General features: G+C 44.7%; 11 protein-coding genes. 4 read left to right on the forward strand and 7 right to left on the reverse strand.

Annotation, left to right across the window (positions count from 1 at the left end; translation table 11 throughout):
• Positions 1-12: 12 nt before the first annotated feature.
• Positions 13-2,442, reverse strand: coding sequence for a DNA translocase FtsK (locus tag B5G04_RS12000; RefSeq protein WP_239414094.1), 2,430 nt, complete (start codon positions 2,440-2,442; stop codon positions 13-15).
• A gap of 138 nt (positions 2,443-2,580) precedes the next feature.
• Between B5G04_RS12000 and B5G04_RS12005 the strand changes: the two genes are divergently transcribed.
• The 3 genes from B5G04_RS12005 (at position 2,581) to B5G04_RS12015 (ending at position 5,123) form a co-directional block, all read left to right on the forward strand.
• Positions 2,581-3,192: a DUF5063 domain-containing protein gene (locus B5G04_RS12005; RefSeq protein WP_087247404.1), complete on the forward strand. Its 612-nt coding sequence runs from the start codon at positions 2,581-2,583 to the stop codon at positions 3,190-3,192.
• A 30-nt stretch (positions 3,193-3,222) separates the two neighbouring features.
• A complete protein-coding gene (locus tag B5G04_RS12010) occupies positions 3,223-3,855 on the forward strand; it encodes a 3'-5' exonuclease (RefSeq protein ID WP_022039338.1) in 633 nt (210 codons plus the stop codon).
• Positions 3,856-3,935: 80 nt separating this feature from the next.
• The gene (locus B5G04_RS12015) at positions 3,936-5,123 is read left to right on the forward strand and encodes a class I SAM-dependent rRNA methyltransferase (protein ID WP_022039337.1); all 1,188 of its coding nucleotides are present in this window, start codon (positions 3,936-3,938) and stop codon (positions 5,121-5,123) included.
• A gap of 86 nt (positions 5,124-5,209) precedes the next feature.
• On the opposite strand, the gene glmS is transcribed toward B5G04_RS12015, so the two are convergent.
• The 4 genes from glmS to bamD all read right to left on the reverse strand — a co-directional run bounded on the left by glmS (position 5,210) and on the right by bamD (position 9,117).
• The gene (glmS, locus tag B5G04_RS12020) at positions 5,210-7,054 is read right to left on the reverse strand and encodes a glutamine--fructose-6-phosphate transaminase (isomerizing) (RefSeq protein ID WP_087397333.1); all 1,845 of its coding nucleotides are present in this window, start codon (positions 7,052-7,054) and stop codon (positions 5,210-5,212) included.
• A gap of 306 nt (positions 7,055-7,360) precedes the next feature.
• The gene (locus tag B5G04_RS12025) at positions 7,361-7,810 is read right to left on the reverse strand and encodes a DUF4293 domain-containing protein (protein ID WP_022039335.1); all 450 of its coding nucleotides are present in this window, start codon (positions 7,808-7,810) and stop codon (positions 7,361-7,363) included.
• 111 nt (positions 7,811-7,921) lie between these two features.
• Positions 7,922-8,257: a DNA-directed RNA polymerase subunit omega gene (locus tag B5G04_RS12030; protein ID WP_022039334.1), complete on the reverse strand. Its 336-nt coding sequence runs from the start codon at positions 8,255-8,257 to the stop codon at positions 7,922-7,924.
• 26 nt (positions 8,258-8,283) lie between these two features.
• Positions 8,284-9,117: an outer membrane protein assembly factor BamD gene (gene bamD, locus B5G04_RS12035; protein WP_087209402.1), complete on the reverse strand. Its 834-nt coding sequence runs from the start codon at positions 9,115-9,117 to the stop codon at positions 8,284-8,286.
• Between the two features lie 141 nt (positions 9,118-9,258).
• On the opposite strand from bamD, the gene uvrB reads away from it, so the two are divergent.
• The gene (gene uvrB, locus B5G04_RS12040) at positions 9,259-11,289 is read left to right on the forward strand and encodes an excinuclease ABC subunit UvrB (RefSeq protein WP_087397335.1); all 2,031 of its coding nucleotides are present in this window, start codon (positions 9,259-9,261) and stop codon (positions 11,287-11,289) included.
• A gap of 289 nt (positions 11,290-11,578) precedes the next feature.
• On the opposite strand, the gene gcvP is transcribed toward uvrB, so the two are convergent.
• Positions 11,579-14,431: an aminomethyl-transferring glycine dehydrogenase gene (gene gcvP / locus B5G04_RS12045; protein ID WP_087397336.1), complete on the reverse strand. Its 2,853-nt coding sequence runs from the start codon at positions 14,429-14,431 to the stop codon at positions 11,579-11,581.
• Between the two features lie 81 nt (positions 14,432-14,512).
• Positions 14,513-15,151 carry an MBL fold metallo-hydrolase gene (locus B5G04_RS12050; protein ID WP_022039329.1) on the reverse strand — a complete coding sequence of 213 codons (639 nt, stop codon included), beginning with the start codon at positions 15,149-15,151 and terminating at the stop codon, positions 14,513-14,515.
• Positions 15,152-15,171: the final 20 nt, after the last annotated feature.

A 15,171-nucleotide genomic window follows, 5' to 3' on the forward strand; every position in this document is an offset into this window, starting at 1 on the left:
CTGCGGTTGGTTTTAATTTTTCAAATTGTTCATGCGCATGGCAAGGTCGTTTTCGTCCATGCAGAGCACTTCGCGTGCTTTGCTTCCATTGGCAGGACCTACGATGCCGGCACGTTCCAACTGGTCCATGATACGTCCGGCGCGGTTGTATCCGATGGAGAACTTGCGTTGGATGAGTGAGGTGGACCCTTGCTGGTGGTAGATGAGCAGGCGGGCAGCTTCTTCGAAGAGTGGGTCGAGCCGGTTCATGTCTACGTCGGCACTGCTTCCTCCTTCTGTGTCGTCTTCTACTTCGGGCAGCATGAAAGCGGTGGGATATCCCTGTTGGTGGCTGATGAAATCGACTATACGTTCTACTTCGGGCGTATCAACGAAGGCACATTGTACACGTACAGGGTCGTTGCCTTGCAGGTAGAGCATATCGCCTTTACCGATAAGCTGTTGTGCACCAGGACGGTCTAAGATGGTACGTGAGTCCATCATCGATGCTACGCGGAATGCTACGCGTGCAGGGAAGTTTGCCTTGATGGTTCCGGTGATGATGTTTGTAGTAGGCCGTTGGGTAGCGATGATGGCATGGATACCGACAGCACGTGCCAGTTGGGCAATGCGGCAGATAGGAAGCTCGATTTCCTTGCCGGCGGTCATTATCAGGTCACCGAACTCATCGATAATGATGACGATATACGGCATAAAGCGGTGTCCGTTTTCAGGGTTCAGCTGGCGGTTGATAAACTTTGCGTTGTATTCCTTGATATTACGGCATCCTGCTTTTTGCAAAAGGTCGTAGCGGGTGTCCATCTCGATACAGAGCGAGTTTAAGGTTTGCACCACTTTGGTTACATCGGTGATGATGGCGCTGTCCGAGTCGGGCAACTTGGCAAGGTAGTGCTTTTCTATCGGTGCATAGATGGCAAACTCTACTTTTTTCGGGTCGACGATGACGAATTTCAGTTCGCTAGGGTGTTTCTTATATAATAAGGAGGTGACGATGGCGTTCAATCCTACTGATTTACCTTGTCCTGTAGCACCAGCTACCAGCATGTGGGGAGCTTTTGCCAGGTCGACAATGAAAACATCGTTGGTGATGGTTTTTCCCAAGGCTACAGGGAGTTCGAATGTAGTGTCTTGGAATTTTTTACTGTTCAATATAGAGCTCATTGATACGATGCGCGGGTTGGCGTTCGGCACTTCAATACCGATGGTTCCCTTACCCGGAATAGGAGCGATGATACGGATACCCAGTGCCGAAAGGCTCAGGGCGATGTCATCTTCCAAGTTGCGGATGCGGTTGATGCGTACTCCTTCGGCAGGAGTGATTTCATACAATGTAACGGTAGGGCCTACGCTGGCCTTGATGGAACTGATTTCGATGCCAAAGCTCCGCAATACCTGGATGATACGGTCTTTGTTGGCATTTTGCTCTTGCATATCAATGGCAGGGGTGTTGTCGTTATACGAATTGAGCAGGTCGAGTGTCGGGAAGTGGTAGTGTTCCAGATCCAGCCGCGGATTGTAAGGCTGGTCTAGCGATCCACGTTCGTCTTCCTGTTCTTCTTCTTCTTCGGGAGTTTCTTCTATTTCGAACGTGGGCTCTTCGGTCGTTTTTGCCTGAGTTTTCTGATGGATTGTCCCGGCTTCGGCTATTACCGTTTCATCGGGTTGTTTACGCATTTCGGTAGCATAGGCTGGCGTTGTGTTGTCTGCCTGGCTTTCTATGGGGTCAAGTTCTATTTCTACCGGCTGTTCGTCTTCTTTTGTGCCGGTGGCATCTGATGTGTTGTCGGGCGTATGGTGCAGGGCAGTGTTTTCCGTATCGGCCGGCTGTTGGGCAGCTTCTGTAGGGAACGCTTCTTTTCTTTTGTTCCGTTTCGGAAGGGCTGGATGGAAAGCTTTTCGTACTACTTGCATCGTTTCACGGGTAAAGAAAATGCCGATGAGTACCAAGGTAACCAGCAAAACGAGGATAAGTCCTGGTGCACCGATTTGGGAACAAATCCATTGGCTCACATTATATCCGTGCAATCCTCCAGGATAGAGGAAAGAGTCTTGAAACGTGCCTCCGAAGGCAAAGCCTAAAGTGACGGATAGCCATACCATTAATATGGAGCAGCTTACGAACCATTTCCATACGGTGAACCGGTAAGCTTTCATCAGTCTCATGCCGCAGACAATGAGGAACACCACAATAAAATATGCCGAAATCCCGAAACAATCGTTTATAAGGAATTGCGAAAGTTGGGCTCCGCGTGCTCCGGCATAGTTTTGTATGCCGTTCTGGGTTTCGAGTAATTCCCCGGGATCTGGATGTGCCAGGATACTTTGGTCGTTTCCTCCGGTAAAAAAGAATGAGCTGAATGCCAGTAGCATATAGACACCGAATATGACACAAAGCAAGCCGAGGATGAAGTGTATGGTTTCGCCTTTTATGGCGGTAAGCATCTTTTTGGGAAGGATGTTTTTCTCTTCGTTTTCTTTTGTTTCTGTCTTTTTCTTCATAATGTTATAGCAAAATGGTAAAAATCAATCGCAAATGTACGAATATTTTTTTGTATTTTTGTGCCGCAATCAAGTTTCGTTATGAAAAAGAATTTATCAGTCGTTTACGATAAAAATACAGTCGAGTTTGTAACGGTGGCTGCAGAGTTTTGTGGCTTCCTCGAGCGTGTTGGTGAAATAGAACATCCTGAGTTCGTGGATAAGGTGTTGAAGTTGCTTCCGTTGCTCTATCTGAAAGCATCAATGCTTCCGGAACATGCCGTGCGGATGGATGAGTTTGACCCTGAAGTTTTTGTAACCGAAGGTGATTACGAGCGTGTGCGTGCCGGTGTGGCATCTTTGATGGGGAGACATGATGATTACCTTGAAGTGTTTGTAGAGGATATGGTATATAGCGACACGCCTATTCATCAGACCATATCAGAGAACCTTGCCGATATTTACCAGGCGTTGAAAGATTTTGTGTGCGTGTACCGTTTGGGATTTGACCAGACGATGAATGATGCATTGGTGATTTGTCGCGAAGGGTTTGCAGAGTTCTGGGGGCAGCGTCTGGTCAATGCCATGCGTGCCTTGCATGATGTGAAATACAATACTGCTTCCGGGCAGGAGGATAATGACGGCTATACGGGAAATGATTTGTACGGTGGGCTTGAAACCGATGATGATGGTTCGGGCGACCGTTGGGAGTGAGAAAAGCATGTGAGAACTCAAAAAACATTTATGATTATATTACAGAATAAGATATCCAAACAAGAAGTGTCTGAGATGCCGAAGGTTAGTTTCTCGGGGCGCATTTTTGTTATCTACACCGAAACGGAAGCACGTAAGGCAATCGATTACTTGAACACGCATTCTGTAGTAGGGGTGGATACCGAGACACGTCCTTCTTTCCGTAAAGGGATGACTCATAAGGTCGCTCTTTTGCAAATAGCTACTTATGACACGTGTTTCTTGTTCCGCTTGAACCATTTGGGACTTCCCGATTTTCTGGAAGAATTTTTGCAGAATGATGTGTTGAAGGTAGGATTGTCGTTGCGCGATGATTTTGCTGTGCTCCGTAAGCGGAATGGAGGTGATTTGCGTGACGGAAACTGGATAGAGTTGCAGGATTATGTGCCGCATTTCGGTATTGAAGAGAAAAGTCTGCAAAAAATCTATGCATTGCTTTTTGGCAAGAAAATATCGAAGGCGCAACGCCTTTCCAATTGGGAGGCAGAGGTGCTTACTGAAGCACAGCAGTTGTATGCTGCTACAGATGCTTGGGCATGTGTGGAAATTTACAGTTATCTTGAAGACCTTCGGAGTCATGGCAACTACCGCATTGAAAAGGTAGAGGAGAAGGCTGGTGAATAGTTTCAACAGCATAGGGAGTCTTTGGGGACCTTTCTTTGTCTGATATCAATCGTTTAATCTATTAATAAATATTATATAACGTGTCATATAAAAGAGTCTATTTGAAATCCGGAAAGGAAGAATCATTGAAGCGTTTTCATCCTTGGATTTTCTCAGGTGCCATAGCTCGGGTAGAGAATGAACCGGAAGAAGGAGAAGTAGTAGATGTATATACATCGGAGAAGGAATTTATCGCTTGCGGACATTTCCAGATTGGAAGCATTGCAGTACGGGTACTTTCGTTTGTACAAGAACCGGTTGACCGTGCTTTTTGGGTACGTAAATTGTCGTGTGCACGGAAGGTACGTGAGGCTTTGGGACTGATTGGTAATCCGCAGACCAATACTTATCGTCTGGTGCATGGTGAAGGCGATAACTTGCCCGGCTTGATAGTTGATATTTATGGTAAGACGGCTGTGATGCAGGCTCATTCGGCAGGAATGCACCTGGACCGGATGGAAATAGCTGCCGCTTTGTCCGAAGTGATGGATGATACGGTTCAGAATATCTATTACAAGTCGGAAACCACGTTGCCTTTCAAGGCCGATTTGCTGGCTACTGAAAATGGATTTATCCGAGGTGGAAGTGTAGATAATGTAGCGATGGAAAATGGTTTGAAGTTTCATGTTGACTGGCTTAAAGGACAAAAAACAGGTTTTTTTGTCGACCAGCGGGAAAACCGTCGCTTATTGGAACGTTATGCAGCAGGGAGAAATGTACTTAATATGTTCTGCTATACAGGTGGATTTTCGTTCTATGCAATGCGCGGAGGTGCCAGACTGGTACATTCTGTAGACAGTTCTTCGAAAGCAATCGACCTTACTAATGAAAATGTGCAGTTGAATTTTCCTGGCGATGTGCGTCATCAGGCATTTGCCGAAGATGCATTCAAGTATCTTGACCGTATGGGAGAACAGTATGATTTGATTATTCTTGATCCACCGGCTTTTGCCAAGCACCGTGACGCACTTCGTAATGCCTTGCGTGGATATACCAAACTCAACGCAAAAGCTTTCGAGAAGATTCGTCCGGGAGGGATTCTGTTTACTTTCTCCTGTTCGCAGGTGGTAACGAAGGATAATTTTCGCAATGCGGTCTTTACAGCTGCTGCTCAGGCAGGGCGTAGTGTGCGTATCTTGCACCAGCTGACTCAGCCCGGTGACCATCCGGTAAATATCTATCATCCTGAAGGAGAATATTTGAAAGGATTGGTATTGTATGTGGAGTAACCAAAGTTGACGAGATATCATTATAAGTTGACAAGGTTTTGAGTAGTTAATGTATCAGAAAACCTTGTCAACTTATTGACGTGTCGCTATTCTACTGTAACCGATTTTGCCAAGTTCCGTGGTTGGTCTACATCTTTGCCTTTGCATACGGCAATATGGTAGGCTAATAGTTGGAGGGGAATAGTGGTAATGAGTGGTTCCAGGCATTCCAGAGTTTCTGGTATTTCGATGCATTCGTCTGCCAGTTTGCTGATTATCGTGTCGTTCGGGTTTATTAAAGCGATGATGTGCCCTTTTCGTGCCTTGATTTCCTGAATGTTGCTTATTATTTTTTCATACATTGCATTTTGTGTGGCAATGACTACTACGGGCATTTCTGTGTCTATCAAAGCGATGGGGCCATGTTTCATTTCGGCAGCCGGATAGCCTTCGGCATGAATATACGAGATTTCTTTTAATTTCAGTGCACCTTCCAATGCTACAGGATAGCTGTATCCGCGTCCTAAGTAGATGAAATTGTGTGCATATGTGAATATGCGCGATAATTCGGCAATGTTTTGGTTTTGTTTTAATACCTCTTTTATTTTTTCTGGTATCTGCTCCAGTTCGTCAATGATACAGCGGTACGTTGTGTCATTAATAAGTTGCTTTTCTTTGCTCAGTGCCAGGGCAAAGAGGGTTAGCACTGTTACCTGGCCGGTAAAGGCTTTGGTGGATGCCACCCCGATTTCGGGACCTACATGGATGTATGAACCAGTATCCGTGTTTCGTGGAATGGACGAACCTACTACGTTGCAGATGCCGTATACGAAAGCTCCTTTTTCTTTTGCCAATTCGATGGCTGCCAGCGTGTCGGCTGTTTCACCTGATTGTGAGAGGGCAATAACTACATCTCCATTGTCAATCACCGGATTGCGATAACGGAACTCCGAGGCGTATTCCACTTCCACAGGGATGCGGCAGAAGGTTTCGATGAGTTGTTTCCCGATAAGTCCGGCATGCCATGAGGTACCGCAAGCTACAATGATGAATCTTCGTGCTCCAAGCAGGCGCTCTTTATGTTCGCTTATGGCAGAGAGCTGTACTTCATGAGTCTCTTTGTTCACTCTTCCACGCATGCAGTCGTTGATGCATTCGGGTTGCTCGAATATTTCTTTCAGCATGAAATGTGGGTATCCGTCTTTTTCCAGCCGGCCGATGTTCAGGTCTATTTTTTTCACTTCGGCCAGTTGTAGTTCGTTTTCAAGATTGACTACCTTAAGTGCTTTCCTAGGTTCGAGTACCGCTATTTCATTATCCTGCAGGTAAACCACTTTGTCTGTATATTCTACGATAGGAGTAGCATCTGATGCCAGAAAAAATTCGTCACTTCCTACGCCGATTATTAATGGGCTGCTTTTGCGTGCCGCAAGAATGCGGCCTGGTTGTCGTCGGTCAATAACGGCGATGGCGTATGCTCCGATAACGCGGTGTAAGGCTATCCGGATAGCATCCAGCAGGTCAATATGCGAACTGGTCTGGATGTAGTCTATGAGTTGGACCAGCACTTCGGTATCGGTCGAACTTTTAAAGGTATATCCTTTTTGTTGGAGTTGTTCGCGCAAAAGGGCGTAATTCTCAATGATACCATTGTGTACCAATGCCAGGTTTCCTGATTGAGACACGTGCGGGTGAGCGTTAGCTTGGCATGGTTCTCCGTGTGTAGCCCAGCGTGTATGGGCGATGCCGATGCATCCTGTCACATCTTTTTGCGTGGTGAGTTCTTCCAGATTCAAAACTTTTCCTTTAGCTTTATACACATTTAGCTTGTGGTATTCATTGATCAGCCCTACTCCGGCACTGTCATATCCACGGTATTCCAGTCGTTTTAACCCTTTTATCAGGATGGGGTAAGCTTGTTTTTGTCCGATGTATCCTACGATTCCACACATAATTTTTTTGTTTAGTTGTTGTATTCTTTAGTAAAAAACGAATGAAGAAAGATGACTGACGGTATCTTATCTCTTGATTTTTTTACTGATTTTCTGGTATTGTAATTAGCTAAAAAGAATGTCCGCAATTAGCCGGTCCAGTTGAGTTGTAAACGCAGTACTACTGCGTTTGCCGATGAAGATATATTCGTAGGCGGATGCAGTTATATTCAACCGCGGATGCAGTATATATTCATTTTTCAGAGGTATTGTATTGGCTGAATGCGGACATTCATTATAATTAAATAGAAGAGTGCTTCAGGCAGTTTAACGGATTGTGTTGTAAGAGCGTACTAATTTTTCGTCGTTCTTTATGCCACGGATGGCAAGCCAATTCAGCACAAGCGAAATAAATGGCAAGCAAATTGCCCATGAGGGGGTGAAGCTACCGTATGCCGCCAATACAGAATAAGCATATATTCCTACTACGAGATAGTATGCTACCAAAACCACATTACTGAATATAGCCAAGCGGATTTGCCGCATACGTTTTTTATAGAAGAAAATGGTGACGAATGCAAGTAAGGCAGCTATGAACAGGAGCACAAACATTACTCCCGGTGTGTAATTTGAGGTACCGTCTGCAGCGATAACAGACAGATTGCTTAACACAGCCACACTGGTTTCTGTATAAAAATATCCCACAGGTACCGACATCGCGATTGCCAGCAGTACTGTAGCCACAAATAAATAAACTGTTTGAATACGTTGTATCATAACTAGTCTTTCTTTTCTAGAACAAAAAGACACAGAAGCGTATTCTTATACCTTTTCCCTTATTCTGGAAAGTCTGGTAACAATACGTATCTGTGCCTGTTTTTAATTCGATTATTGTAATTTTTCTTTTTCCTTGGCCGGATTGCGGTAATATACCTTGCCTTCAATATATTCTTGGGTGGCAATCAATGTTGGTTTCGGCAATTTTTCATAATAACGTGAAATTTCAATCTGCTCCCTGTTCTCGAACACTTCCTCCAAATTATCATTGTAAGAAGCAAATTCTTGAAGTTTTTTAGACAAATCGTTCTTCATTTCTACGCCGATCTGATTTGCGCGCTTACCGATAATAGCTACGGTTTCATAGATATTACCCGTGTCTTCACACAATTCCATCAGGTTACGGGTAATGGTATTGGTCGGAGCGTTTGTTTTTTTGTAATCCATAATTTTACTTTATTATAAACCTTTGATTAATTTTCGTCTTTTATGTATTGGCTGGCATCCTTGAAGATTTTTTCCACTTCCGGCATATACTTGCTTTCGGGAAATTCGTTTTTGAATGCATAATACTCGTCTATTGCTTCGCGCATACGTTCTTCCTTCTTTTCAAGGACACTTTCTTTTGCCATATCATATTTGGCCCGGAGAATCAGAATCGAAAGATCTTCCCGCCGTTTGGTATAGGGATAATCCCGTAAGACATTCTGTGCTGTCACAACGGCTGCAAGATAATTGTTACCCGTACTGCTATACGAGGTGTTTCCTGTGTACGAACCTAGGTCGTAATACAGTTTTGCAGACAAGTATTCTTTTTCCACCAGTTTGTCTTGCAATTCGTAAATCATGTTTTGGGCTATTTCCTTGCGTGAACTTGTCGGAAAGTATTCGATGAACATCTGTAATTCCTGAATGGCTTTATAAGTGCTTGTCTGGTCCAACCGCGGTTCAGGTGTATCCAGATACAGCGATTTTCCACAGAAAAAGCGTGCCAATTCAGTATAGGTTCCACGCGGGTAAGTAGTGTAATACACATTAAAATAATGAGAAGCCGAAATATAATCGCCTTGGTTGAAATACGTCATAGCCAACATATATGCTGACTCTTCTGCATTGGCCGTTCCTTTCAAGATAGAAATCAGTTCTTCCAGCAAGGTTGCAGCCCGGCTGTTCTGACCTTTGGCAAAATACCCTTTGGCTGCCTCATATTTATATTCGTAGTCCGTACTTTTAAGTACGGTATTATACTCCCCGCACGAAGACAACACTCCGCCAAGAAGCAATGCCATAACGATGTACTTTTTCATATCAATCTATATAGTTGTGCAAAATTACGGCTTTCTGCCGAATAATGCAACATCTCAATAATTTTTAATACAAAAAATCTCGTCTGTTCCATTCCGATAAAAATTATTGTGTAACTTTACACGCTTTTTAAACATAGCCGTATGAATTTTGAACTCGTATCAGACTACCAGCCTACTGGCGACCAGCCGGAAGCTATCGCGCAATTGACCGAAGGAGTAAAAAATGGCATTCCTGCCCAGACGCTGCTTGGTGTGACTGGGTCGGGTAAGACGTTTACCATTGCCAATGTCATCAAGAACATCAACAAGCCAACGTTGATTCTGAGTCACAACAAGACACTTGCCGCTCAATTGTATGGTGAGTTTAAAAATTTCTTTCCGAACAATGCCGTAGAATATTATGTTTCCTACTACGATTACTATCAGCCGGAAGCTTATATCCCCTCTACTGATACTTACATAGAGAAAGATCTTGCCATAAACGAGGAAATTGACAAGTTGAGGCTTGCTGCTACCTCGGCTTTGCTTTCTGGCAGGAAAGATGTCATTGTGGTATCATCTGTATCCTGTATTTATGGAATGGGTAATCCGGCAGATTTTTACAATAACGTAATAGACATTAAGAAAGGCAAACGGATAGATCGGAATGTCTTTCTCAGAAAATTGGTAGACAGTCTCTATGTCAGAAACGATATTGAACTGAACCGGGGAAACTTCCGGGTAAAAGGAGATACGGTGGATATTTATCTCGCTTATACCGACAGTGCTTTGAGGGTGATGTTTTGGGATGACGAAATAGATACTATTGAAGAGATAGACCCGGTTTCAGGGCACAGGCAGGCAGAATTTGACGAGTACAGAATTTACCCGGCCAATCTGTTCATGACTACAAAGGAAAGTGTGCTCCGGGCTATTCACGAAATAGAAGACGACCTTACCAAACAAGTGGCTTTTTTTGAAGATCAGGGAAAAACGTTCGAAGCCAAGCGTTTGTACGAACGTGTTACTTATGACATGGAAATGCTTCGCGAACTGGGGCATTGTTCCGGTATTGAGAATTATTCAAGATACTTCGATGGTAGGGAGGCAGGTACCCGTCCTTATTGCTTGCTCGACTTTTTCCCGAAAGATTTTCTGATGGTTATCGATGAGAGTCATGTCAGTGTGCCGCAAATTCGTGCTATGTATGGAGGTGACCGTGCCCGTAAGGAAAACCTGATTAAATATGGGTTTCGTTTGCCGGCAGCTATGGATAACCGCCCGTTGAAGTTTGACGAGTTTCAGGAAATGGTGAAGCAGGTTATTTATGTCAGTGCTACCCCAGACGATTACGAACTGGAGCAAAGTGAAGGAATTGTCGTGGAACAAGTCATCCGTCCTACTGGTTTATTGGATCCGGTTATTGAGGTGCGTCCCAGTATGAACCAAGTGGACGACCTGATGGAAGAAATTCAGCAACGTATTGAAATGCAGGAACGTGTACTTGTCACCACGCTTACCAAGCGTATGGCAGAAGAACTGACTGAATACTTGCTCAACCATGGTATCCGTTGCACTTACATACATAGCGATGTAGAGACACTGGAGCGTGTGAGGATAATGGACGATTTGCGCCAAGGTACCTACGATGTGTTGATTGGGGTCAATTTGCTTCGTGAAGGGCTTGACCTGCCTGAAGTGTCGCTGGTTGCCATATTGGACGCGGATAAGGAAGGCTTTCTTCGTTCACACCGGTCGTTGACCCAGACAGCCGGCAGGGCAGCTCGGAATGTTAATGGGAAAGTCATTATGTATGCCGACAGGATAACTGACAGTATGCGGCTGACTATCGATGAAACGAATCGCCGCCGCATCAAGCAGCTGGCTTACAACGAAGCACATGGCATCACGCCTCAACAAATCAAGCGGGCATACAACAACGTTTTGCTTGAAAAGACAGATACCGAGACACCGGTTTCGAAACAACCTAAGGCTTACACCGATGCTCCGGAACAGTTCTATGCTGCGGCAGACCCGATTGTACAATACATGTCAAAAGAACAGTTGCAGAAAAGCATCAATCGCACTCGGAAGCTGATGCAGGAAGCGGCTAAGAAACTGGATTTCATTGAAGCTGCACAATATCGTGATGAGCTTATCCGTCTGGAAAATTCATTAAAAGAAAAACCGTGATATTGTCTGGAAAGCGTGTTTCACTTTCTGCATACTTGGGGAAATATGATTTTAGCAGACGTCTCAACAGGTACTTTTTTATGATAGGTTTTCGAGACCGATGAATCTTTAATCAAAAGAAATGGCTCAAGATAGAAAATGAGATGTCTTGGTTTTATACTTATGATATGAAGTCCTTTATACTTTATAATATATAAGGTAAGAAAGGAAGGATTTCTCTTGCTTCATGTCTTGACTTTAATCCCAAATGCTATTTTGAGCCTTTCTTTATTGTCTTTATCTGTCTTTTTTAATCTGTAAATGAACCGTAGCGTGTAGGCAATAGTTTGCGGTCTCCCAATGTGTTGTCTACGCGTGCCACATTTATCCAGAATTTGTTTTCTCGTACACTTGTTGTCGGATAGACAGCTTTTTCACGTGTGTAAAAATGTTGCCATCGATCTGATACGGCTTCGTATTCGGGATGAGGGGCATTGACTAGCACATTGTCCTCTTTTGATGCTTCGCCATTTTTGATTTCTTCTATTTCGTGCCAGATGGAGAGCATACAGTCTATAAAGTTGTCAAGTTCACTTAAACTTTCACTTTCGGTAGGTTCTATCATTAATGTGCCGTGTACAGGGAATGATAGGGTCGGAGCGTGATAACCGTAATCCATCAGACGTTTGGCAATGTCGTTTTCTGTTATTCCGCTTTCTTCGTGGATATTGCGACATTCCAGAATCATTTCGTGCCCCACATAGCCGTTTGTTCCCCGATATACTGTACCATAGGTGTCGCTCAGGCATGCTGCCAGATAATTGGCATTGAGGATAGCTGTTTTTGTGGCTTGTTCCAGTCCTTTTGCACCCATCATTGAAATGTACCCATAAGTAATGGGTAAGATGCCGGCACTTCCGTATGGGGCAGATGAAACTTCATTAGTGTCATTCCCGAACAGATTGTGACCTGGCAAGAATGGAATCAAGTGTTCGGATACGCAAACTGGACCTACACCTGGACCGCCTCCTCCATGTGGACTGGCAAATGTTTTGTGCAGGTTGAGGTGGCACAGGTCTGCCCCGATGGTACTTGGATTTGTCAGTCCCACTTGCGCATTCATGTTTGCGCCGTCCATATATACTTGTGCTCCACAGGCATGGATAATCTGGCAGATTTCCATAATGTCGCTTTCGAAAATGCCATGAGTAGACGGATAGGTAATCATAAGTGCCGCAAGACGATTTTTGTTGGCTTCTGCTTTTTCGCGTAAGTCATTTACGTCTACGTTTCCGTGTTCGTCACAGGCACAAGTCAAGGTTTCGTATCCAGCTTGTACAGCAGATGCCGGGTTGGTTCCGTGAGCTGATGCTGGAATCAGAATCAAGTTCCGATGCCCTTGTCCGATACTTTCCAAATAACTGCGGATGATGCGCAGTCCTGTATATTCGCCGGCTGCTCCTGAATTGGGCTGAAAAGTAATGCCGTCAAAACCTGTGATGGCAAGCAATTGTTTGGAAAGGTTTTCTATCAGTTCATGGTATCCTTGGGCTTGTTCTTCTGGCACTAACGGATGGATGTTCATCCATGCCGAATTGCTAAGTGGTAACATTTCGGCTGCGGCATTCAGTTTCATGGTACACGACCCTAATGAAATCATGGAATGGGTAAGGGAAATGTCTTTGCGTTCCAGTCGCTTGATATAGCGCATCATTTCCGTTTCCGTGTGATAAAGGCTGAATACTTCGTGGGTAAGGAAAGGTGAACGGCGGCACATGTCGGGGCTGATTGAAGAACTGTCTGTGATATCTTTTACTTCATGTACCGTTTCTTCTGCAGCGATGCCGAATATCATAAAGAGTTGGTTGGCATCTGCCAATGTGGTAGCTTCGTCAATGCTGATACCTACATCGCCATTGTCGAAATAGCGCAGGTTTACTTCTTTGCTCAAAGCAATGGTGCGCAATTTTTCTTGCGACACATTTTCTGGAAGGCCAAGGCGGAGTGTATCGAAAAATGTTTCATTCCGTTCGATATATCCCAAGCCGGTAAGCCGGAGGTTTAGCCAGTTGGTTATGCTGTGGATGCGTTGGGCTATTTCTTTAATGCCTTTTGCACCGTGCCATACAGCATAAAAACCCGCCATGGTAGCGAGCAGTGCCTGGGCTGTACAGATATTCGATGTTGCCCGTTCACGTTTGATGTGCTGTTCTCGTGTTTGTAAAGCCATCCGGTAACATACATGTCCATATTTGTCTTTCGAGAGGCCGATGATTCTTCCTGGCATATTGCGCTTGTATTCATCCCGTGTGGCGAAATAAGCAGCTGATGGCCCGCCATAGAACAGAGGTATACCCAGTCGCTGGGTGCTTCCGAATACAATGTCGGCTCCCCATTCTCCGGGAGGAACCAGCAGGGCTAGACTTAAAATATCGGCGTCTACTGCTACTTTGCATCCAGATTCATGTGCACGGGCGGTAAAGTTGCTGTAGTTTTCGATGTTGCCGCTATTGTTTGGATATTGTACAATGCAACCAAATATGTCGGGAGTGAATTCCAGTTTTTTATAGTCACCGGTTTTTATTTCGATACCTTGCGGTATGGCACGTGTGCGGATAACTGCCTGTACCTGTGGGAATATTTCCCGATCGACAAAGAGTGTGTTGGCGCCAGCCTTTTGTTGTGCGCGGCTACGTAAAGCGAACATCATTGTGGCGGCTTCAGCTGCTGCAGTCGCTTCATCCAATAGTGAGCAGTTAGCGAGCGGCATGGCGGTCAAGTCGCTTATTACAGTCTGGAAATTGATGAGGGCTTCCAGGCGTCCTTGTGAGATTTCGGTTTGATAAGGTGTGTACGAAGTATACCAGACCGGGTTTTCGAATACATTACGTTGGATGACGGCTGGAGTAATTGTATCATACCAACCCGTACCTATATACGATTTGTAGACTTTATTGTGCGAAGCCATCTGCGTGATATGTTCGGAAAATTCTCGTTCGGTCATTGCCGGTGGCAGATCTAGCGGTTTTTTCAGTCGGATTTGTTTCGGGATAGTTTTGTCAATGAGTTCATCCAATGTGCCGACACCTATTTTCTCCAACATCTTGGGAAGGTCGGAGTCCGAAATGCCAATGTGGCGGTTGGCAAAAATGTCTGTCTTCATGGTTTTTAGATTTTTAGGAGCAAGTCGGCAAGATTTCTTATTTTGTTTCCCTCATGTCTTGTCGACTTGTCTGTCTGGTTGTTATTTAAAATAAGGGTTGTTCATTTTCTCTTGTCCGATGCTGGTCGGTTCTCCGTGTCCGGGATATACGATTGTTTCATCAGGCAAGGTGAAGAGACGGGTTGCAATACTGTCCAGCAACTCGTCATAGTTTCCTCCTTCCAGGTCGGCACGTCCTATACTTCCTTGGAACAGAACGTCTCCGCTGAAGATGCATTGGTTTTCAGCATTGTAGAATACCATTCCTCCTGGAGAGTGTCCAGGTACATGGATGGCTTCCAACGTGCTTTCTCCAAACTGTATTTTGTCGCCATCGGCTATGTATCCTCCCAATTCTGCCGGGGCAGCGTTGGGCGGAAATCCGAACATACGGCACATGGCAGGCATCTTTTCCAGCAAGAATTCATCCTCCTTGCATGCTTTAGCTTTCAGTCCCAATTCGCGCAACAGGAATGTGTTGCCGAATATGTGGTCTAAATGGAGATGGGTGTTCAGCAAGTGTTTTACATTCAGGTTGTTGTCGTTAATGTATCTTTTCAGTTGCTGTTCTTCTTCTGGATAATAACATCCTGCATCGATGATGGCTGCTTCTCCCGTTTTGTCGGAAATCACGTAGCAATTGACGGGAAACATATTGAATTGAAAACGTTTGATGGTCATAGCTTTCGTAGAGTCACTTT

This window comes from Bacteroides sp. An51A (assembly GCF_002161565.1).
In the GTDB taxonomy this organism is placed as follows: domain Bacteria; phylum Bacteroidota; class Bacteroidia; order Bacteroidales; family Bacteroidaceae; genus Phocaeicola; species Phocaeicola intestinalis.

What these genes read in the sequence shown, in the direction of transcription:
- B5G04_RS12025 (WP_022039335.1), bottom strand. Translation starts at nt 7,810, where the DNA reads ATGATACAACGTATTCAAACAGTTTATTTATTTGTGGCTACAGTACTG.
- uvrB (WP_087397335.1), top strand. Translation starts at nt 9,259, where the DNA reads ATGAATTTTGAACTCGTATCAGACTACCAGCCTACTGGCGACCAGCCG.
- gcvP (WP_087397336.1), bottom strand. Translation starts at nt 14,431, where the DNA reads ATGAAGACAGACATTTTTGCCAACCGCCACATTGGCATTTCGGACTCC.
- B5G04_RS12010 (WP_022039338.1), top strand. Translation starts at nt 3,223, where the DNA reads ATGATTATATTACAGAATAAGATATCCAAACAAGAAGTGTCTGAGATG.
- B5G04_RS12000 (WP_239414094.1), bottom strand. Translation starts at nt 2,442, where the DNA reads ATGCTTACCGCCATAAAAGGCGAAACCATACACTTCATCCTCGGCTTG.
- B5G04_RS12030 (WP_022039334.1), bottom strand. Translation starts at nt 8,257, where the DNA reads ATGGATTACAAAAAAACAAACGCTCCGACCAATACCATTACCCGTAAC.
- B5G04_RS12005 (WP_087247404.1), top strand. Translation starts at nt 2,581, where the DNA reads ATGAAAAAGAATTTATCAGTCGTTTACGATAAAAATACAGTCGAGTTT.
- B5G04_RS12050 (WP_022039329.1), bottom strand. Translation starts at nt 15,151, where the DNA reads ATGACCATCAAACGTTTTCAATTCAATATGTTTCCCGTCAATTGCTAC.
- glmS (WP_087397333.1), bottom strand. Translation starts at nt 7,054, where the DNA reads ATGTGTGGAATCGTAGGATACATCGGACAAAAACAAGCTTACCCCATC.
- bamD (WP_087209402.1), bottom strand. Translation starts at nt 9,117, where the DNA reads ATGAAAAAGTACATCGTTATGGCATTGCTTCTTGGCGGAGTGTTGTCT.